The sequence below is a fragment of the Micromonospora endolithica genome (genome assembly GCF_003626595.1).
GTDB lineage: Bacteria > Actinomycetota > Actinomycetes > Mycobacteriales > Micromonosporaceae > Micromonospora > Micromonospora endolithica.
This window is the reverse complement of the sequence record NZ_RBAK01000006.1, coordinates 306,537-326,818: the sequence shown is the minus strand read 5'-3', so window position 1 is coordinate 326,818 and position 20,282 is coordinate 306,537. Positions and strand designations below refer to the sequence as shown.

Annotated in this window: 17 protein-coding genes and 1 riboswitch; of the genes, 8 read left to right on the top strand and 9 right to left on the bottom strand. The window is 72.7% G+C overall.

The features are described 5' to 3' along the window. Positions 1-6 precede the first annotated feature (6 nt). The 3 genes from D7223_RS17735 to D7223_RS17725 form a co-directional block, all read right to left on the bottom strand. Positions 7-759 carry an alpha/beta fold hydrolase gene (locus D7223_RS17735; protein ID WP_120729500.1) on the bottom strand — a complete coding sequence of 251 codons (753 nt, stop codon included), beginning with the start codon at positions 757-759 and terminating at the stop codon, positions 7-9. Between the two features lie 95 nt (positions 760-854). Then, complete coding sequence (locus D7223_RS17730; protein ID WP_120729603.1) at positions 855-1,688, bottom strand: C39 family peptidase; 834 nt, start codon at positions 1,686-1,688, stop codon at positions 855-857. A gap of 208 nt (positions 1,689-1,896) precedes the next feature. Beyond that, positions 1,897-2,038, bottom strand: a riboswitch (cyclic di-AMP (ydaO/yuaA leader). Positions 2,039-2,429: 391 nt separating this feature from the next. Next, complete coding sequence (locus D7223_RS17725) at positions 2,430-3,629, bottom strand: acyltransferase family protein (protein WP_120729499.1); 1,200 nt, start codon at positions 3,627-3,629, stop codon at positions 2,430-2,432. A 179-nt stretch (positions 3,630-3,808) separates the two neighbouring features. On the opposite strand from D7223_RS17725, the gene D7223_RS17720 reads away from it, so the two are divergent. Beyond that, entirely contained in the window at positions 3,809-5,134 is a 1,326-nt protein-coding gene (locus D7223_RS17720; protein WP_120729498.1) for a polysaccharide pyruvyl transferase family protein, read from the top strand. 40 nt (positions 5,135-5,174) lie between these two features. Then, entirely contained in the window at positions 5,175-5,813 is a 639-nt protein-coding gene (locus D7223_RS17715; RefSeq protein ID WP_120729602.1) for an alpha-ketoglutarate-dependent dioxygenase AlkB, read from the top strand. A 181-nt stretch (positions 5,814-5,994) separates the two neighbouring features. Here D7223_RS17715 and D7223_RS17710 read toward each other — a convergent pair whose 3' ends face one another. The 3 genes from D7223_RS17710 to D7223_RS17700 form a co-directional block, all read right to left on the bottom strand. Beyond that, complete coding sequence (locus tag D7223_RS17710) at positions 5,995-6,513, bottom strand: TrmH family RNA methyltransferase (protein WP_120729497.1); 519 nt, start codon at positions 6,511-6,513, stop codon at positions 5,995-5,997. Positions 6,514-6,700: 187 nt separating this feature from the next. After that, entirely contained in the window at positions 6,701-9,184 is a 2,484-nt protein-coding gene (locus D7223_RS17705) for a DNA gyrase/topoisomerase IV subunit A (protein WP_120729496.1), read from the bottom strand. Positions 9,185-9,216: 32 nt separating this feature from the next. Beyond that, positions 9,217-11,400, bottom strand: coding sequence for a DNA gyrase/topoisomerase IV subunit B (locus tag D7223_RS17700; RefSeq protein WP_238162098.1), 2,184 nt, complete (start codon positions 11,398-11,400; stop codon positions 9,217-9,219). Positions 11,401-11,538: 138 nt separating this feature from the next. On the opposite strand from D7223_RS17700, the gene D7223_RS17695 reads away from it, so the two are divergent. Continuing rightward, entirely contained in the window at positions 11,539-12,192 is a 654-nt protein-coding gene (locus D7223_RS17695) for a class I SAM-dependent methyltransferase (RefSeq protein ID WP_120729494.1), read from the top strand. A 31-nt stretch (positions 12,193-12,223) separates the two neighbouring features. On the opposite strand, the gene D7223_RS17690 is transcribed toward D7223_RS17695, so the two are convergent. Together D7223_RS17690 and D7223_RS17685 are read right to left on the bottom strand one after the other, a co-directional pair. After that, entirely contained in the window at positions 12,224-12,961 is a 738-nt protein-coding gene (locus tag D7223_RS17690) for an ABC transporter permease (protein WP_120729493.1), read from the bottom strand. Next, the gene (locus D7223_RS17685) at positions 12,942-13,883 is read right to left on the bottom strand and encodes an ATP-binding cassette domain-containing protein (protein ID WP_186832414.1); all 942 of its coding nucleotides are present in this window, start codon (positions 13,881-13,883) and stop codon (positions 12,942-12,944) included. The genes D7223_RS17690 and D7223_RS17685 overlap by 20 nt, the downstream gene beginning before the upstream one ends. Positions 13,884-13,984: 101 nt before the next feature. Here D7223_RS17685 and D7223_RS17680 point away from each other — a divergent pair, with 101 nt between their 5' ends. Together D7223_RS17680 and D7223_RS17675 are read left to right on the top strand one after the other, a co-directional pair. Beyond that, complete coding sequence (locus D7223_RS17680) at positions 13,985-14,605, top strand: TetR/AcrR family transcriptional regulator (protein ID WP_120729491.1); 621 nt, start codon at positions 13,985-13,987, stop codon at positions 14,603-14,605. Positions 14,606-14,785: 180 nt separating this feature from the next. Further along, positions 14,786-16,045: an SGNH/GDSL hydrolase family protein gene (locus D7223_RS17675; RefSeq protein ID WP_120729490.1), complete on the top strand. Its 1,260-nt coding sequence runs from the start codon at positions 14,786-14,788 to the stop codon at positions 16,043-16,045. Between the two features lie 138 nt (positions 16,046-16,183). Here the strand turns inward: D7223_RS17675 and D7223_RS17670 are convergent, their stop codons facing one another. Beyond that, the gene (locus D7223_RS17670) at positions 16,184-16,795 is read right to left on the bottom strand and encodes a class I SAM-dependent methyltransferase (protein ID WP_238162097.1); all 612 of its coding nucleotides are present in this window, start codon (positions 16,793-16,795) and stop codon (positions 16,184-16,186) included. Positions 16,796-17,080: 285 nt separating this feature from the next. Here D7223_RS17670 and D7223_RS17665 point away from each other — a divergent pair, with 285 nt between their 5' ends. From D7223_RS17665 to D7223_RS17655, 3 genes are all read left to right on the top strand, one after another. Then, complete coding sequence (locus D7223_RS17665) at positions 17,081-18,310, top strand: glycosyltransferase (protein WP_120729488.1); 1,230 nt, start codon at positions 17,081-17,083, stop codon at positions 18,308-18,310. Between the two features lie 101 nt (positions 18,311-18,411). Next, on the top strand, positions 18,412-19,254 hold the full coding sequence (locus tag D7223_RS17660) for an alpha/beta hydrolase family protein (RefSeq protein WP_120729601.1): 843 nt from the start codon (positions 18,412-18,414) through the stop codon (positions 19,252-19,254). Positions 19,255-19,395: 141 nt separating this feature from the next. Beyond that, on the top strand, positions 19,396-20,031 hold the full coding sequence (locus D7223_RS17655; protein WP_120729487.1) for a hypothetical protein: 636 nt from the start codon (positions 19,396-19,398) through the stop codon (positions 20,029-20,031). Positions 20,032-20,282 lie beyond the last annotated feature (251 nt).

Below are 20,282 nucleotides of genomic sequence, written 5' to 3'. Positions count from 1 at the left end.
CCCCGGTCAGAGGTACGGGTCGAGCAGGGCGAGCACCGCCGCCGGGTCCTCCACGTGCGCCTGGTGGCCCAGCCCTGGCAGGGTGGCGACCGGGACGTCCAGCTCCTTGAGTTGCGCGTCGCTCACCATCGGGTCCCGCTCCCCGCGGGCCAGCAGCACCGGGACGTCGGTGGCGGCGAGCAGCGCGGGCAGCCTCGGCTCCCCCACCGCGAACGCCGCCGGGTCCATGGCCAGCCGCCAGCGGTCGTCCTCACGGCGCAGTCCCGCGTCGACCACCGGATGGTCCGGGGCGAACAGCCCGGTCAGGCCGGAGACCCGCAGGTAGCGGCGGGCCGCCTCGTCCCGGGTAGCGAACCAGGTCACCGGGCGGGCGGCCAGCTCGCGGGCCTTGTCCAGGTCGGCCGGGGACCAGACTGCCTTGACACCCAGCCCGACCACCGCGTCGACCGGCAGGCGCCACGACGGCGCGGCCAGGGCCAGCGCGACGACTCCCCCGAGCGAGTGTCCGAGCAGCACGAGCCGGTCGCGGGGGCCGAACCGCCGGGCCACCGGGCCGAGCCCTTCGACCACCCGTCCGGCCAGCTCCTGGAAGGTGTACGCGGGCAGCGGCGGCGACCAGCCGTGCCCGGCCAGGTCGGGGGCGAACCAACGCCCCGCCCAGTGGCGCTCCAGCAGCGGCGCCCAGGGCAGCCACACCTCACCGGTGGCGCCCATGCCGTGCAGCAGCAGCAGATGGCGGGTACCCGTCGCGTCGCCCATACGGCGCAGTGTGCCACCGGACGGACACGATGCGCGAGGGTGGACACCGTCGGGCACCGGCTCGACGGAGCCGGTGCCCGACGGCGGCGGTACGGTCAGGCGGAGTAGCCGCGGGTGACCATCCAGTTCGCCAGGTCGATGGTGCTGATCCAGTACCCGGGCAGCGACGGGTCGGCCGAGTCGGCGATCCGCACGGTCCGGCCGTCGTTCTTGTAGCCGACCACGGCGACGTAGTGGCCGCCCGGGAACGAGTGCCAGCCGCCGTTGGTGTCGGTGGCGGTGCCGACGACGTTCGCCACGATCGCGCGGTTGTCGTTGATCACCCGGACCACGTCGGCCCGGAGCTGGTCCAGCTGAGCCGGACTGGCCGCGCCGGGAATGGTCCGGGTCCGGTACGGGTTGCCCTTGACCTGCTGGTTGAGCACCCGGGTGGTGTCCAGGGCCGAGTTCGTACCCATCTCGGTGGTGCCGAGCGCGACGGCCAACTCGTCCTGGCTGCGCGTGACGCCGGCGGCGTCGAGCGCGTTACGCACCGCGGCGGGGCCGCAGTAGTAGAAGGTGGTCTGCGCCTGGTAGTCGTAGTCGAGCACCTTTGTCGACGGCGGCTTCGGCTTGGCCGGACGGCTGGTGTCCGGGTCGGTGGTGGCCTTGGCGGCGGGCTTCGCCGCCGACGGTGACCCGCTCGGCGAGGCGGACGGGGACGGAGACGGGTCGGCGACCCGCACCTCGCCCGTGGTGGCGGCCTCGTCGATCCGGGAGTCCAGCTCGGCCACCGGGGCGGCGCCCGCCACCGGGGCCGGGGCGTCGCCGGTGGCGAGGGCGGCACCGGTGCCGCCGGCCAGCACGAGCGCCGCGGTCGCTCCGGCGACGATCTGGTACGGGCGTTGGGTCACGAGGCGCCGCAGCTGACGCTTCAGGTGGTGCTTCACGATGTCCTCCACGGGGGCGTGGGCAGCAGCCAGCCACCCGACGCGCGGAGGAGTTCACGCGCGCGGGCGGGTCGGGTTGCCGCGGGAAGGGAACGCCCGGGGGCCGGGCGGTCGGGACGGTTGCCGGAATCCGTCGCCGTCAGGCGAGCGCCGGCACCGCCATGCCGTGGAGGTGGGGGGACGAGCGGGGGGTGGGCACGAGGAATGACACTCCTTCCGTGACCGCTGACCGGGTTAGCTGACGGATTCGGGCGGGAAGTACGCCCTACCGCGGGCCGTGGCCCGCGGATTCACCCCGGTGTTGCTGTGGGTCCCCGGTTCGTGGATACACGATTAAGCGGGTCGGCGCGGCGTCGCCATGTGCGATCGGAAACCGCTCCGGACGCGCCGACACTACCGGTGGGTACCGATCACGCCAAGCACTCTCACCTGCCTAAACCCCCTATGCGGTGGAGAATATCGGAGCATCAGGTCACTGACGTTATTGAATGGGACACACGGTTCCGGCGGCACCGTGCGGCGAAAAGCGGACAGATGGCGACGGCCCTCCCGGAGTTGCCGACGTCGATCGGCCCGACTGACCCACGATGACCGTTTCCACGAGCCGGGTGACCGGGCTCACCAATTTCCGGATAACGATTCGGCCGACTCCGGTTGATCCCCACCCCCGCCCGGTCCCGGCTGCGCTGGCCCGGCCGCTGCCGAGTAGGGCCGCCGCCGACGGGCCAGGGGCAGCGCGGGTCAACCGGGGTCGCGCCGCCCGGCGTACTCGACGTGCCCGTCGCGCGGGGTGGGAACCCGGGCCGGCGCGGAGTCCTCAGGCACGACGGACGCCGGCGAGGCGGGCGCGGTCGGTGCGGGCGGCCGGGTCCGACCCGAGGGGCCGAGCCGGCGCATCATCGGCAGCTCCACCCAGCGGTGCAGGGCCGCGGCGAGCAGCAGGGTGAGCAGCAGGAAACCGAGCACCACGAGCGGTCCCCGCCACCCGTCCAGCCCGGTGCCCCAGTACCCGGTCAGCCGCAGCACGGTCGTCATCACCAGCACGTGGACCAGGTAGAAGGCGAAGGAGACCTCGCCGAGCCAGACCATCGGGCGGGACCGCCACGGTGTGCGCCGGCCCCGCACGTCGGCGTCCGCCGCCGCCGTGATGACCAGGAGATAGGCCACCGCGAGCAGGGCCGCCCAGAGTTCGGCGCGGATCCACAGCGCGGCCACCACCCAGGTGACGACGAACAGCACGCTGGCCACCGTCAGGTTCGGTCCCCGCCAGCGGCCCCGACGCAGCAACTCGGCCGCGGCCACACCCAGCCAGAACTCGAAGGAGCGGACGACCGGGAAGACCTGGGTGAACCACCAGCGGTTCTCCTCGGGAACCAGGAGTTGGGCGGGCCAGAGAGCCACGATGAGCAGCGGCACCGCGACCACCACCGCCCACAGGGCACCGGCGCGGGCCCGGCGCAGCCACGGCAGCACCAGCGGCAGACAGAGATAGAAGGCCAGTTCGCAGGAGAGCGACCAGCTCACGTTGTTGACGCTGTAGAAGTAGCCGTCGAGCGGGATCCAGGCCTGCACCAGGAAGAGGTTTCCGACCGCGGCCCACGGGGCCACCGGGTCGGCGAACCAGAACGCGACGGCGAGCGCCACCAGGAAGGTCACCAGGTGGTTCGGATAGATCTTGGCCACCCGCCGGCGCAGGAAGGAGCGCCGTGGTTCGCCGTCGCGGTACGACCAGACCAGCACGAACCCACTGAGGATGAAGAAGAACTCCACCCCGGAGAGGCCGAGCGCGAACGCCTTGTCCAGCACGGTCTTGACCGCGGGCTCGGCGACGATCCGCATGGTGCCGACGTGGAAGGCGAAGACCAGCAGGGCGGCGACCCAGCGCAGCCCGGTGAGCGACGGCAGCCGGGTGGCGGGGGTGCTGGCCGGTGCGCTGGTCACGCCGGGCACCCTACCCGGTGGGGCGGGACGCCGGCCGGGGCGACGGCGCCCGGTGTGCGGACTTCGGGATGATCCGGCCGGTGGCATAGGATTTCCGTCCCTGCACAATAGGGAAGCGCGACGGTCGCCGCGGTTCCCGCCGGGCGCGCCGTGCCCGGAACGGAAGGTGAGCACCCCGGATGCACCAGCGGATTCTGCTGCGGGCCCGCAAGGGCCCGTTCGACGTCCTCAGCCCGGAGGACACCTTCGCGCGGAACTGGATCGGCGACAACAACGGCAACCTGGTCTTCAGCCATGCCGCGCACAAACTGCTCGCGACGTCGACCGCGGAGATCACCCCGTCGCTGTTCCGGGCCGACCCGCGCGAGGCCGACGAGATCAACGAGAAGTACGACGTCTTCGTCATCCCGCTGGCCAACGCCTTCCGGCGCAGCTTCGTGAACCGGCTGGTCCCGATGACCAGGTTGATCGAGCGGCTGAAGATCCCGGTGGTGGTGTTCGGCGTCGGCGTGCAGACCAACGTCGACGGCGACCGGGAATACCTGCGGCCGATCGACGAGCCGGTCGCCGCCTTCTGCCGCGCGGTGCTCGACCGTTCGCACACCATCGGCGTACGCGGCGAGGTGACCGAGAGCTACCTGCGTACGCTCGGCTTCTCCGCGGTCGAGCAGATCGGCTGTCCGTCGATGTTCCTGCACGGCGACAGCCTGCGGGTCGAGAAGGCCAAGCCGGCGCTGTCGACCGAGGACCGGGTCGCGCTGAACATCTCGCCGTACGTCTCCTCGATGGCCGGGATCATCCGGCACCACCACGCGCGCTACCCCAACCTGCGTTACCTCCCGCAGGATCTGAAGACCCTGGGCACCCTGCTCTACGGCGACGCCCCCGAACTGCGGGGACGCAGCAACGACATCCCGGTGCACACCTCGCACCCGCTCTTCGTCGAGGACAAGGTGCGGATGTTCGTCGACCCGTGGCCCTGGATGGAGTACCTGTCCGGGTTCGACTTCGCCTTCGGCACCCGGATCCACGGCACCATCACCGCGTTGATCTCCGGCACTCCCGGTTACCTCTTCGCGCACGACTCGCGCACCCTGGAGCTGGCCCGCTACTTCGACATCCCGCACCGGATCATGCGGGACGTGCCGGCCGACATCGACGCCGCGCAGCTCTACGCCGAGGCCGACTACACGGCACTCAACGAGGGGCACAAGGCGCGTTTCGCGGCGGTCACCACGTTCCTGGCCAAGCACGACCTCGGCCACTCGTTCGCCGACGGTCAGAGCGCCACCCTCTTCGACCAGCGGGTCCGCGAGACCACCTACCCGCCGGTGGTCCGGCCGGCCACCAGCACCGCGCCGGCCGAACTGCTGGCCCGCATCCAGCGGCTGCGCGACGAGAACGCCTCGCTGCGGGAGACCATCGAGTCGCTGCGCGGTCAGCAGTTGCGCGAGCGGGTCAAGCAGGCGGTCCGCGGGCCGGCCCGCCGGTTGCTGCGGCGCTGATCGTCGTACGCCTGTTCGACTCTCGGGTAGGATGGGCCACGTGTCCGACGTCGCCTACCAGCCCTCCATGCTCGACTTCGCCGAGCAGGGCCCGACCCTCGGCCCGCTCGCCGGCCGGCTGCGTCGCCGCGAACTCGGCCGGGGCGCCTGGGTCGACCACCTGCCCGGCTGGGTGACCGGCTCCGGCGGAGTGCTCGACACTCTGGTGCACGAGGTGCCGTGGCGCGCCGAGCGCCGCCGGATGTACGACGCCGACGTCGACGTCCCCCGCCTGCTCTGCTGGTACGGCCCGCAGCGGGCACTGCCCCACCCGGTGCTCACCGCCGCGCGCGACGTGCTCACCCGGCACTACGCGGCGGAGCTGGGCGAGCCCTTCGTCACCGCCGGCATGTGCCTCTACCGGGACGGCCGGGACAGCGTGGCCTGGCACGGCGACACCCAGGGCCGCTCCGCGCACATCGACACGATGGTGGCCATCGTCTCGTTCGGCTCGCCCCGGCCGCTGCTGCTGCGCCCCCGTGGTGGCGGCGCACCGAGCCTGCGCTTCCCGCTCGGGCACGGTGACCTGGTGGTGATGGGTGGCTCCTGCCAGCGCACCTGGGAACACGCGATCCCGAAGACCGCCCGCCCGGTCGGTCCCCGGGTCAGCGTCCAGTTCCGCCCCGCCGGCGTGGCCTGACCCGCCCACCCTCGCGCCGTCCCAGGCCGTGCCCGCCCAGACCGGGTCAAGATCGCGCTAAATCATGGATGTAGTGGCCTCACGCGCCCGGCGATGCCCCTACATCCCTGTTCGTGCGCGATCTTGCCGTGCGCCCCGTGCCCCGTGCGCGCCGCGCGCGCCTGTGTCGCAGCGAGGCGTTTCAGAGGAGACCGGCCAGTTTGTACAGCACGAGTGAACCCGCGACGGCCACGTTCAGGCTGTGGCCCGCGCCGACCATGGGGATCTCCACCGCCGCGTCCAGGCAGTCGAGGGCCTCGGGTGGGATGCCGGTCTGCTCGTGACCCAGCACGACCACCGTCCGGCCCCGGGCGGCGGGCAGGTCCCCGAGCCGGATCGCCTCGTCGGCCAGTTCGACACCGAGTACGCGGGCGCCGGCCGAGCGTTCGACGGCGAGCCAGCGCAACGGGTCACCGATCCGGTGCACGCAACCGGGACGACGAAGGGTGTTGCCCCGAGCCACCGCCTCGTCGACCCAGCGGAACGGCGGCACCGCGAGGCAGGCGCCGACGGCGTCGCAGGTGCGCAGCAGCGTACCGAGGTTGGCGCCGTGCAGCGGCCACAGCGGGGCCGCGACCAGGTGATTCCAGCAGCGGTGCGGGCGGGGTCGGCGGGCGGCACGCACCTCGCGGCGCGGCCGCACCCGGATGGCGGCGCTCACGCCGCTACGGCGACTCCGCCGTGGTCTGAAAGGGACATCGGGGGTGTGCTTCGCGGCGCACACGGGCCATCGACGGCGACAGAGCGGGAACGCACCCGATTGTAGGCGGCCCCTCGGCCCCCGGACAGACAGGCCGGGGGCCCCGGTTCCGCAGCACCCTGACCGTCCGGGCGGAGCCCCGGACGGGTCAGGGTCGGTCGATCTGGTGGCCGATCACGGTGGGGCCGAGCATGACGGCGAAGCCGGAGCCGTCCCGGCGCGGGTCCGCCGCCGGCAGCTCCACCGGGTCGCCGTTCCCCGTCGCGCCGACCGGTCGCGGACCGACCCAGGCGGCGACCACGTCGGTCTCGCCCTTGAGGAACCGCTGCGCGCGGACGCCGCCGGTCGCCCTCCCCTTCGCCGGGTACGCCGCGAACGGCGTCACCTTCACCGTCGCGCCGGTCGAGGTGACCACCATCGGCTCACCGTGGGTCGGGTCGTCGGTGCGGACCGCGCCGAAGAACACCACCCGCGCGTCGCCCGGCAGGTTGACCCCGGCCATGCCCCCGCCACGCAGCCCCTGGGGGCGGACGACGCCGGCCGGGAAGCGGAGCAGGGACGCCTCGGAGGTGACGAAGGTGAGCGACTCGGCGCCGTCGGTCAGCCAGGTCGCCCCGACCACCTCGTCACCCTCGCGCAGGCCGATCACCTCGAACTCGTCGGAGCGTACCGGCCAGTCCGGGGCGCACACCTTGACCACGCCCTGCCGGGTGCCCAGCGCCAGGCCCGGCGAGCCCTCGCCGCCCGCGCCGAGCGGCGCCAGACCGACCACCGTCTCGCCCGGCTCCAGCGGCACCAGTTCGGCGGCGGACATGCCACCGCGCAGCGACACCGTGCCGGCCTGCTCGGGCAGCACCGGCAGCGGCAGCACGTCGACCTTGAACGCCCGGCCGGCACTGGTCACCAGCAGCACCCGACCCCGGGCGGTGGAGTGCGCGACGGCGCGTACCGCGTCGTGCTTGACCCGACCCTGCCGGCGGCGCCCCTCGGCGGTCTCCTCCGACTCGGCCGCGGTCCGGGCGACCAGCCCGGTCGCGGAGAGGATCACCTGGCACGGGTCGTCGGCGACCTCCAGCGGGCCGGCCGGCGCGGAGGCGGCCAGGACCTGCTTGAGGTCGCCGTCGACCAGGGTGGTGCGGCGCGGTGCGCCGAACTGCTTCACCACCGCCGCCAACTCGTCGGAGACGACCTTCCGGAGCACCTTCTCGTCGTCCAGGATCGTGGACAGTTCGGCGATCTCACCGCGCAGCTTCTCCTGCTCGGCCTCCAGCTCGATCCGGTCGTACTTGGTGAGCCGGCGCAGCGGCGTGTCCAGGATGTAGGTGGCCTGGATCTCGGAGAGCGAGAACTTCTGCATCAGGCCGTCCTTGGCGGCCTGCGCGTCCTCGCTGGCCCGGATCAGCTTGACCACCCGGTCGATGTCCAGCAGCGCGATCAGCAGACCGTCGACCAGGTGCAGGCGCTCCTCGCGCCTGCGCCGGCGGTAGGCGCTGCGCCGGGTCACCACCTCGTAGCGGTGGGCGAGGAAGACCTCCAGCAGGTCCTTCAACCCGAGGGTGCGCGGCTGGCCGTCGACCAGCACCAGGTTGTTCACGCCGAAGGACTGCTCCAGCGGGGTGAGCCGGTAGAGGTCGGCGAGCAGCGCCTGCGGGTTGACGCCGACCTTGCACTCGATGACCAGGCGGGTGCCGTTCTCCCGGTCGGTGAGGTCCTTGACGTCGGCGATGCCGGTGAGGCGCTTGGTCTTGGTGACCTCGTTGGTGATCGCCGCGATGACCTTCTCCGCGCCGACGCCGTACGGCAGTTCGACGACGGTGATCGCCTGCCGGCCCCGGCTGCCCTCCAGCGGCCCGATCTCCACCTGGCCGCGCATCCGTACCACGCCGCGCCCGGTCTCGTAGGCCCGCCGCACCTCGTCGAGGCCGAGCAGCAGCCCACCGGTGGGCAGGTCCGGGCCGGGCACGAACTCCATCAGCCGGTCCAGCGTGGCGTCCGGGTGGTTGATCAGCCAGCGGGCGGCGGAGACGACCTCGCCCAGGTTGTGCGGGATCATGTTGGTGGCCATCCCGACCGCGATCCCGGACGCGCCGTTGACCAGCAGGTTCGGGAAGGCGGCGGGCAGCACGACAGGCTGGGTCAGCGAGCCGTCGTAGTTGGGCTCGACGTCGACGGTGTCCTCGCCCAGCTCGCCGACGAGCAGCATCGCCTCGCGGGACATCCGAGCCTCGGTATAACGCGCGGCGGCCGGTCCATCGTCTGGGGACCCAAAATTTCCATGCCCGTCGATGAGGGGCGCGTTGAGGGAGAAGTCCTGGGCCAGCCGCACCATCGCGTCGTAGATCGCGGTGTCGCCGTGCGGGTGGTACTTGCCCATCACATCCCCGACGATGCGGGCGGACTTCACGTGCCCCCGGTCGGGGCGGTGGCCCTGTTCGTGCATCGACCACAGGATGCGCCGGTGCACCGGCTTGAGGCCGTCCCGGGCGTCGGGCAGGGCGCGGGAGTGGATGACCGAGAACGCGTACTCCAGGTAGGAGTCGGAGACCTCGGTGACCAGTGGGTTGTCGAAGACCCGCGCGCCGGCCTGGTCGAACGCGGAGAGGTCGACCTTCGTTTCCTTGCGGCGTGCCATGGCTCAGCTTTCCCCTCGAACGACAGCGGTCGTCATGCGTCGATCGCCTCCCGGTCGACCCGGTCGGCGGAGTCGATCAGCCAGTTGCGGCGCGGCTCGACCTTCTCCCCCATCAGCAGGTCGAGGATCCGCTCGGCGGCGTCGACGTCGTCGAGGGTGATCCGGCGGACCGCCCGGGTGGCCGGATTCATCGTGGTGTCCCACAGCTCGTCGGCGTCCATCTCGCCGAGCCCCTTGAAGCGCGGGATCGGGGTGACGATCTGCTTGCCGGCCTTCTCCAGCTTGCGGACCGTCGCCTCCATCTCGGCCTGGGTGTAGGTGTAGGTCGTCTGCGGGTTGCGCCCCTTGGTGGTGATCTTGTGTAGGGGCGGCATGGCCGCGAACAGCCGGCCGGCCTCGATCAACGGTCGCATGTAACGGGCGAAGAGCGTGATCAGCAGGGTCCGGATGTGCGCCCCGTCCACGTCGGCGTCGGCCATGATGAGCACCCGCCCGTACCGCATCGACGCCAGGTCGAAGGTGCGGCCGGAACCGGCGCCGAGCACCTGCACGATCGCGGCGCACTCGGCGTTGTCCAGCACCTGCTGGAGGTTGGCCTTCTGCACGTTGAGGATCTTGCCGCGGATCGGCAGCAACGCCTGGTATTCCGAGGACCGGGCAAGTCGGCCGGTGCCGAGGGCGCTGTCGCCCTCCACGATGAACAGCTCGCTGCGTTCGATGCCCGCCGCCCGGCAGTCGACCAGCTTGGCCGGCATCGCCGCGCCCTCCAGGGCGGTCTTGCGGCGGGCGGCGTCCTTCTGCTGCTTCTGGGTCAACCGGACCCGGGCCGCGTCGACGATCTTCTGCAGCACCGTGCGGGCCTCGGCCTTGGTGCGCCGGTCCTCCAGCCACGCCTTGACGTGCTGCTCCACCTGCGACTGGATCACCTTGGTGATGCCGGCGGTGGACAGCTCGTCCTTGGTCTGCGAGGTGAACTGCGGCTCCGGGATCCGCACGTGCACCACGGCGGTCATGCCCTCCAGCACGTCGTCCAGCGTGGGCGCGTCCTCCTTGGCCTTGAGCAGGCCGCGGGTGTTGCGGACGGCGTCGGCGAGGGTGCGCGCCAGGGCCCGCTCGAAGCCCTTGCGGTGCGTGCCGCCGTGGGCGTTGCGGATGGTGTTGGTGAAGCACTCGACGGTGCGCTCGTAGCCGGTGCCCCACCGGAAGGCCACCTCGACCTCGGCGCGGCGCTGCACGTTGGACTGCATGACGCCGTTGGCGTCGGCGGCGTTCTCCCGGTAGGTGCCCTCGCCGGTGACCAGCAGGGTGCCGGAGACCGGCCGGTCGCCGGCCGGCGCGAGGAACTCCACCATGTCGGTGAGGCCGTTCGGGTAGTGGAACCGCTCCTCGGTGGGCTCCTCGACGGTCTCGTCGCGCAGCCGGTAGTCCACCCCGGGCACCAGGAAGGCGGTGTTGCGCAGCTTCATCCGGACGGCGTCGACGTCGAGCGTCGCGCCGGTCTCGAAGTAGCGGGTGTCGTGCCAGTAGCGGATCGAGGTGCCGGTGCGCTGGCCGCGCTTCATCGCGCCGACGATCTGGAGGCCCGGGCCGGCGGTGAAGGGAGCCTCGGGGCCGTCGCCGTCGAAGATCCCCGGGACGCCGTGCCGGAACGACATGGCGTGGACCTTGCCCGCCCGGCGGACCGTGACGTCGAACCGCCGGGAGAGCGCGTTGACCGCGGAGGCGCCGACGCCGTGCAGGCCCCCGGAGGTCTTATAGCCCGAGCCGCCGAACTTGCCACCGGCGTGCAGCCGGGTGAGCACCAGCTCGACGCCGGAGATGCCGGACTTGGCGTGCACGTCGGTGGGGATGCCCCGACCGTCGTCGTCGACCTGGACGGAGCCGTCGGCGTGCAACGTCACCGTGATCGTCGCGGCGTGACCGGCGACACCCTCGTCGGTGGAGTTGTCGAGGATCTCGTTGACGAGGTGACCCACGCCACGGCTGTCGGTGGAGCCGATGTACATGCCGGGCCGCTTGCGGACGGCGTCCAGCCCCTCGAGGTGCGTGAGGTCGTCGGCCCCGTAAAGGGTCTCAGGCTCTGCGGTCAACTGGTCGGCTCCCCGGTCTCGGCGGTGCGCTGCCCCGCACCGGCGGGTGTGGCCGGCGGGGCACGCCGCAGCGAGCCTAGCCGCACGCCCCGACAACGCCGTGAACGCCCGTTCGACCCGCCGCATCCCAGCGCAACCGACGACGGCCCGAACCGATTCCCGGCCGGAGCCCCGGGTGACCGGCCGAGGCCGTCGGTGGTGACCGCTACCGTGACCGGGTCGCGTGCCCCGCCCGGGGCACGATCCACAGGCGAGGGGGCAGGCATGAGCGAGGCGGACGCCGACCGGCTCGCGGCGGAGTCGCTGGCCGCCGGAGACCCGACCGGCTGGTTCGACCGGCTCTACGCGGAGGCGGCGCGCGGCGCCGCGGTGGTGCCCTGGGAGCGCACCGCGCCGCACGGCCTGCTGGTGGACTGGACCGAGGGCCACCGGGTCACCGGAGCCGGCCGGCGGGCGGTGGTGGTCGGCTGCGGCTACGGCCGGGACGCCGAGCACGTCGTCGGCCTGGGCTTCGCCACGACCGCATTCGACGTCTCCCCCACCGCCGTGGCCGCCGCCCGGCAGCGGCACCCCGGCTCGGCGGTCGACTACCGGGCCGCCGACCTGTTCGACCTGCCGGCCGGGTGGCGGCACGCCTTCGACCTGGTGGTGGAGAGCATGACCGTCCAGGCGTTGCCGCCGGATCTGCGCCCAGCCGCGATCGCCGCCGTGGGCGGGTTGGTCGCGCCGGGCGGCACGCTGCTGGTGATCGCCGTCGGCCGGGACGAGGGCGGGGTCCCGGCGGGCCCGCCGTGGCCGCTGACCCGCGCCGAGGTCGACGCGTTCGCCGCCGGCGGGCTCCGGCCGGTCCGGGTCGAGGGCTTTCAGGACGCCGAGGGCGTACGCCGCTGGCGCGCCGAGTTCCGTCACGCCGGCTGAGCCGGCCCGCCCGTCGGGGTGCCCGGAGCGATCAGCTTCGCCGGGTCATCACCCGCAGGGTGACGGTGAGGCCGAGGGCGCACCAGACGGCGAGGACGGCGAAGGGGACGGCGTCCAACCCGGCGGCACCGGCGACCAGGGTGCCGCGGATGGCCTCGGCCATGTGCTGGAAGGGCAGTACCTGGTGCACCGCCTGGAGCCAGCCGGGCAGCCGGTCGGCGGGAAAGTTGATCGGGGAGAACATCAGCGCGACGAAGACGATCACCTGTGCGGCCAGGTTGGCCACGGCCGGCGGGACCGCGTAGGAGATGGCGTAGCCGATGGCGGTGGCGGTCAGCGCGACGAGCAGGATCGCCGGTACGACGAGCGGGCTGACGTCGAGGTCGAGGTCGAAGCGGAGCGTGGCGGTGAACAGCGCCAGGGCCAGGCCGGGCAGCGAGGTCGCGAACCAGGTGGTGACGTCCGCGGCCAGGAGCGCCGAGCGGGGCACCGGAAGCGTCCGGTGGTAGTCGAAGGTCCCCTCGGTCTTGGCCTGGGCCACCATCTGTGGGGCGAGCACCATGCCGACGGTGATCAGACCGAGGGTGGGCGCACCGGTGGCCAGGTAGAGCGCGGTCGCGTCGTCGATGGTGGGCAGCAGGAACGAGAAGCCCACCACGATGCCGACCGCCAGCAGCGTCTGGATGACGAGCATGAGCGGGAGCAGGTATCTGAGCCGGATCGTGTGCCAGCGCAGGAGCAGTAGGTAGCTACGCAGCCAGTGCCGCATCGTGGTCCTCCTCGGAGGTGCCGGTCAGGCCGACGTAGATCTCTTCCAGGCTGATCGGGTTGAGCACGAACTGGGCGACTGACTCGCTGGCGTGCAGGTGCTGCGCCCACGCGATCGCCTGCGGCGCCCCGGCCGAGGCGACGGAGATGACCATGTGCTGGCCGCGCACGGTGGTGCGGGTCGCCCAGGAGGGTGGCTCCGGTGCGGCGACACCGGGGGTCAGCGTCAGTTCCAGCCGGAGGTCGCCGGAGGCCCGGCGGCGCAGCTCGACCGGCGTGCCGGTGGTGGCGACCCGGCCGTGGTCGAGCACCACGACCCGGTCGACGCTGCGCTCGGCCTCGGTGACGTTGTGGGTGACCACGACGACCGCGCAGCCGTCGGCGGCGAGCTGACGGACCTGCTGCCAGATCAGCCGGCGGCGCACCGGATCGACGTCGTTGGTGGGTTCGTCGAGCATGACCAGGCGACCGGGCTCCACCACCGCCATGCAGAAGGCGGTGAGCCGGCGGACGCCGCCGGAGAGTTTCTCGCCCGGCGTGTCCGCCCACTCGGTGATGTCGAGGGCGGCCAGCAACTGCCCGGTGCGTTCGCGTACCCGTTGGCGCCGGCCGCCCCGGATGCGGCCGAGCATGTCGATGGCCTGTCTGGGCGTGACGCCGGTCAGCGGCGCCTGGGCCTGGAGTTGGAGGGCGCACACGCGGCGGGCGTACGCCGGGTCGGCGACGGGGTCGCGGCCGTCGAGGACGATCGTGCCGCTCGTCGGCCGGGCCAGGCCGGCGACCTGGTTGAGCAGGGTGGTCTTCCCGGCCCCGTTGTGCCCGAGCAGACCGAGAACCTCACCCTCGCCCACCTGGAGCGAGAGGTCGTCGTTGGCGCGCGCCCCACGCCCGTAGATCTTGGTCAGGTTGTCGACCCGGAGCAGCATCACGCCCTCCCGCGGCCCGTCGAGTTTCGCATACCGTTTAGTATCTGGATACCGCCTGGTATGTCAAGAGGTCGGGCCGGGTGTGGAAGGATCACGGCATGGGTGAGCGACTGACCCGGGCACAGCAACAGCAGCGGACCCGCCAGCGCCTGCTCGACGCGGCCGAGAGCCTGTTCGCCGAACGGGGGATCCATCAGACCTCGCTGGACGAGGTGGCCGCCGAGGCGGGACTGACCAAGGGCGCCATCTACGCCAACTTCGACGGCAAGACCGGCCTGCTGAGGGCCATCCTCGAACGCCGCAGGACCGACGCCCGGGCCGCCGACACGAACCCCGCAACCTCCACCGTCGGCTGGCTCTCCCACCTGGGCGACACCTACGAACTGGCGCTCGCCCAGCCGGAGACGCGCCGGTTCGCCATGGCGCTCGTCGAGTTCTGGCTCTACGGCATGCGGACCCCGGCGGCCCGTGCGGACATGGCGCACTGGCTACGCACCGTCCGCGACGGCAACGCCCGCGAAATCACCGACCGGTCCGGCAGCGACCCGCCGATTCCGGTCGAGCAGCTCGCGACCCTGATGACCGCGCTCGACATCGGCATCGCCTTCCAACACCTGATCGACCCCGAAGGCGTTCCCGGTGACCTCTACGCCCGCGGTCTCGCGGCGATCCTCGGCCGGTCGGGCACCGTCGGCGGCGACACCCCGCGCACCGACTGACGTCGCCACACCCCGAAGCCCTTCCGGTACGCCCCGTCGCCCGCTGGCGACGCGGGCGGCGTTCCGGTGCGGCAATCACCGAACGAACCTGTTACGGGCCATTGACGTCCGTCACGCGAAAGTGATCTGATCGCGCTCTCGGAGGATCTTTCACGTTTCGATGGACAGTTGGGGGACGTCATGTCCAGATTCCGTCGTACCGCCGCGGCGGCGGTGCTCGCCGTGGCCACCGCCGCGCTCACCACCGCCGTCGGCCTGTCCGGGCCGGCGACGGCGGCGCCACCCACCGCCGCGGTGGCGCTCGGCGACAGCTTCATCAGCGGTGAGGGCGCCGGCGCGTACGCCCCGGTGGTCGACGTCAACGGCGTCGCGCAGGGCTTCCCGGGCTGGACCGCGCCGAACAACAACGCGTTCTTCTGCCACCGGTCGGCCAACGCGTCCCTGCACCGGGCGAGCCTGCCGGGCATCCAGGACCGGTTCAACCTGGCCTGCTCCGGCGGCCAGCCGCACGACATCGCCGCCGCCTCCTCGGCGCGGGCCAACGGTCGTCAGGTCGCCGCGCAACTCGCCCAGCTCCGCGCCGTCGGCCAGAGCCACGACATCGATCTGGTGCTGATCGGGCTCGGCTCGAACAACAGCTCGTTCACCTTCGGCAGCGTCGCGGAGAAGTGCGCCAACCGGTTCATCGCCGACGCGTGGACCGGCTGGTGGGAGTTCTGGGCCTACCTGAACGGGCCGGTGCCGCAGCAGCCCTGCTCCGACGCCGACCTGGCCACCGCCGCGCAGATCAGCGCCGCGACCGCGGAGACCACCGCCGCGGTACGGCAGATCCTCACCACGCTGCGCGAGATCGACGCCGACGGTCAGCACCGGGTCGTCTTCCAGGACTACACCAACCCGCTGCCGTTCGACCTGGACCCGAAGTTCCACACCGAGGACGGCCGGGACGACACCCGGGACAAGTTCCGTGACCTCGGCGCCGAACGGTACGCCGGCGGCTGCCCGATCCACCGGGCCAGCCTGCTGCCCGGGCACCGCTTCTCGCAGGGCCTGGGCAGCATCGTGAAGTCCGGCCGGGACACCCTCGCCGCCGAGTTCCCCGGCGCCGACCTGGTCTACCTCAACGTGCAGCGCGCCTTCGACGGTGCCCGGCTCTGCGAGTCGGCGACCAGCCCGACCGGCACCCTGGCCACGCCGATCCGCCTCCAGGACAGCCCGCCCAACGGCACCGTGGTGACCAGCCTCTCCGGCAAGGACAAGATCGCCATCCAGAAGATCGCGAACACCTGCGCGACGTACTTCCAGACCTGCCAGGAGTCGTGGCACCCGAACGCCGCCGGCCACCAGGTCCTCGGCCAGTGCCTGGCCGGCGCCGCCACCACCGCCGCCCGCGACGTCACCTGCACCCGCACCCCCACCGGCACCATCACCATCTCCTAGCCCCCACCCCCCACCCCCACCCCCGCGATCTTGCACTTTGTGTCGGGGCGAAAGCCGCGAAAGCGACGTCACGGCGACCGAAAGTGCAAGATCGCGGGGAGCAGGGGGCGGTAAGGGGGGCAGGGTCAGGGGGCAGGGTCAGGGGTGGGCGGTGCCGAGGATGTGGGGGGTGGCGGGGAGCGGGATCGCGGTGGCCGGGAAGGGGAAGCGGTCCAGGTCGGTGATCGTGAAGCCGGCGGCACGGATCGCGGCCACTGTGTCCCGGCCGGTGTGACAGCCGCCGCAGACCAGCGGCCACAGGGTCGCGTCGACCACCCGTTGCGCCCGGCGCAGGCCGGGCGTCTGCGCGCGTACGTGCTCGAAGAAGCGCACCTGACCACCCGGCCGCAGCACCCGACGGGCCTCGCGCAGCGCGGCGGCCTGGTCCGTTACCGAGCAGAGCACCAGGGAGAACACCACGGCGTCGGCCCCGCCGTCGGCCACCGGAAGCGCCTCGGCGAGACCGTCGGTCACGGTGACCGGGACCGGGGCCCCGGCCGCCGCCGACGAAGCCGCCGCCCGCAGTCGCGGTTCCGGTTCCACGGCCAGCACGTGGGTCACCGTCGGCGGATAGTGCGTGAACACGCGGCCGTTGCCCGCGCCCACCTCCACCACCTCGCCGGTCAGGCCGGCGACCAGCCGACGCCGGTACGCGGCCACGCCGGCCCGGTCCATCGCGTCGGTGGCGCCCGGGTACATCCGCGCGAACATCGGACGGGAAACCTTCGACCGCGTCATCCGGCCCCTCCACACTCGGGTGCACGACACCCGCAGCCTACTCGGGACGGCCCACCGTCACCGGCCGGTGACCAGCGGTGACCCGGTGGTCACCGAGGCTCCACAAGGGACCGAATCGGCCGTCGGAGAAGTCGGCGCTCCGCCGGTTAGGCGGGCAGGTCGAGGGTAGGGACCTCGTCAAGCGGGTCCCGGCGTCGCCGCCGGATCCGGGCTCGACCGGTTCCTCGCCGACCAGGACCGGCTGATCGAGGAGGAAGCATGCGCATCGCGATGATCTCGGAGCACGCCAGTCCACTCGTCGTCCTCGGCGAGCCGCGCATCGGCGAGCAGCACCTGGGCGAGCAGCACACCCATGTGGCGGACCTGGCGGCGGCGCTGGCCGGCGAGGGACACGACGTGCGGGTCTACACCCGCCGCGACTCCACCGCCCTGCCGGACGTCGTCGCCGCCGACGGTTACCAGGTGTGCCACGTGCCGGCCGGCCCGGCGGTGCGGGTGCCGAGGGACGAGCTGCTGCCGTACATGGGCGAGTTCGGCCGCTGGCTGGCCGGTCAGTGGCACACCGGCGGCTGGACGCCGGACGTGGCGCACGCGCACTTCTGGCTGAGTGGCCTGGCCACCGTGCACGCGGGGCGGCGGACCGGGGTGCCGGTGGTGCTGACCTACCACGGGTTGGGCAGCTTCGGGAAGCGCCACCAGGGCGCCCGGGACGCCGGTCCGCCGGGACGGATCGGGTACGAGCGGGCGTTGGGCCGGGCGGTCGACCGGGTGGTGGTGCAGTGCCAGGACGAGGTCGGCGAACTGCTGCGGCTGGGTGTGCCCCGGTCCCGGATGGCGCTGGTCCCCTCCGGGGTCGACCAGGAGCTGTTCCGCCCGGACGGGCCGGTGGTCCCGCGCGAGAAGGCCCGACCCCGGATCATCACCGTCGGCCCGATGGTGGAGCGCACCGGCCTGCAGGACGTGGTGCGGGCGTTGCCCGGCGTACCGGAGGCCGAGTGCGTGGTGGTCGGCGGCCCACCGGCCGACCTGCTGCCCGCGGACGGATTCGCCCGCCGGTTGACCGCCCTGGCCGAGTCGTGCGGGGTCGCCGACCGGGTGAAGCTCGTCGGTGCGGTTCCCCGCCGGCAGTTGGGCGCCTGGTACCGCTCGGCGGACCTGCTGGTCAGCGCCGGCTGGTACGACCCGTCCGGCGCGCGGGCGCTGGAGGCGATGGCGTGCGGCGTACCGGTGGTCGGCACCGACGTCGGTGGCGTCGGCGACTCGGTGGTGCACGGGCTGACCGGGGACCTGGTGCCGCCGCGCGACCCGCGGGCCCTCGGTGCCGCCGTCCGCCGGCTGCTCGCCGACCGGGTGCGCCGGTTCGCGTACGCGACCGCCGCGCTGGACCGGATCCGCATCCGGTACTCCTGGAAGCGGTGCGCCGAGCAGTTGGGTGCCGTCTACGCCGCGATCGGCACCGCCGCCCGGCCGGTCCCGGCGGTGGCCTGACCGACGGCGGGCAGAGCCCGCACGCTCCGCCGGGTGACGGCGGTCACCGCTGGTTACCCGCCGGTAGGTACGGGTCGTAGCCTGGGTCGGTGAACGCGACGGTGGATTACCGGCAGGAGTTCGTCGAGGTCGACGGGGCCCGGATCGGCCTCCAGGTGTACCCGGAGCCGGACGGCGTGCCCGACGCCCCGGTGGTGCTGATCGTGCCGGCGATGGGGGTCCGGGCGCGCTACTACCGGCCGTTCGCCGCCGCGCTGCGCGACGCCGGCCTGGCCGTGGCCGTGGCCGACCTGCGGGGCACCGGGGAGAGCACGCCGACCCCGAGCCGGGGCTGCCGGTACGGCTACGCCGAACTCGTCGACGACATCGGCGCGGTGCTCGCCGCGCTGAAGCCGTTGCGCGACGGGCGCCGGACGATCCTGCTCGGGCACTCCCTCGGCGGCCAGGCGTCGGTGCTGCACCTGGCGCTGCGGGAGGGACACGACGTGGACGGCCTGGCCCTGGTCGCGGTCGGCCTGCCCTGGTGGCGCCGCTACCCCGGCCTGCGCGGGTACGGGGTCCTGCCGTACACCCAGGGGATCGCGGCGGTGTCCCGGCTGCTCGGGGTCTGGCCCGGCTGGGGTTTCGGCGGCCGGCAGGCGCGCGGGGTGATCCGGGACTGGGCGCACACCGCGCGCACCGGCCGTTTCCCGCGCCTGGACGGGGTGGACACCGAGGCCGCGGTACGCCGGATCCGCACCCCGGTCCTCGCGGTCAGCGTGGACCACGACCAGTACACGCCGCACGCGACCCTCGACCACCTCTGCGCGAAGCTGGTCGCGGCGCCCGTCGCGCGCGAGCACTACACCGAGGCGCAGTCCGGCGCCCGGATGGACCACTTCACCTGGGTACGCGCCGGCGCGCCGCTGGCGCGCCGGGTGGCCCGCTTCGCCGTCGGGCGGTGAGCGCCCCGCGTCGGGCCGGTGCGGGTCCGGCCGAGCCTGGGCGGATCCGGGGAGGACGCGGCGTATCGCCTGGTGCGGGCCGGGATTAGCCGGTCGGGCGGTGGGTAAGCCGCACCGCCCGACACGGTGGAAGGGGATCAGATGTCCGAACGGCACACCGCACTGCGCTCGATGCACGATCTGGGCCTGGCGGCCTGGTTCGGAGGCTCGCTGATGGGGGCTTTCGGCGTCAACGGCGCGGCGGCACAGATCAACGACTCGACTCAGCGCCTGCCGGTCGCCTCGGCGGGCTGGGCCCGGTGGACCCCGGTCAACGCGGCGGCCATCGGCGCCCACCTGGCGGGGGCCGTCGGGGAGCTGGTGACCGAGAGCCCCCGGGTGCTCTCCCAGGCGGGGGTGGCGAGGACCAGTACGTTGAAGACCGCGCTGACGGTCGGCGCGCTGGCGGTCACCGGCTACAGTCGCCTGCTCGGCATGCGACTGGAGAAGGCCGGCAACCCGCCGGTCGAGGGGATCACCGAGCCGAACCACCAGACGCCGTCGAACGTGGCGTCCTGCCAACGGCAGATGAGGATGCTCCAGTGGGCGATCCCGGCGCTGACCGGCGCGCTGATCGTGGTCACCGCGTACATGGGTGAGCAGCAGAAGCCGGGGCAGGTCTTCCGGGGGATGCTCGCCCGCGGCGGCTCGATGGGCTCGGCGCGGGGGACGCGGAAGATGGGCAAGATGGCGGCCCTGGGCGCCGTCGGCCGGAAGATGGCCTCGTCCAGCCGCTGAGCCGGGACTGACCCGCCTGATAACTCTGCCGGCCCGGACCGGCGGACCGACCGATCACGACCGCGAGTGCCCTTCGGGGCGCTCGCGGTCGTTCGTCGTGTGCCGACGACCAGCGACCGGACATACACATCCACCTTTGTCGATGCGATGGTCGTTCGGCAACCCCCGGGTACCCACTTTCGCACCCGACGTCGAAACCCGGTCGGACATTGTTACCGGTCGGTAGAGAACATGTTACGACAAGGACCTCC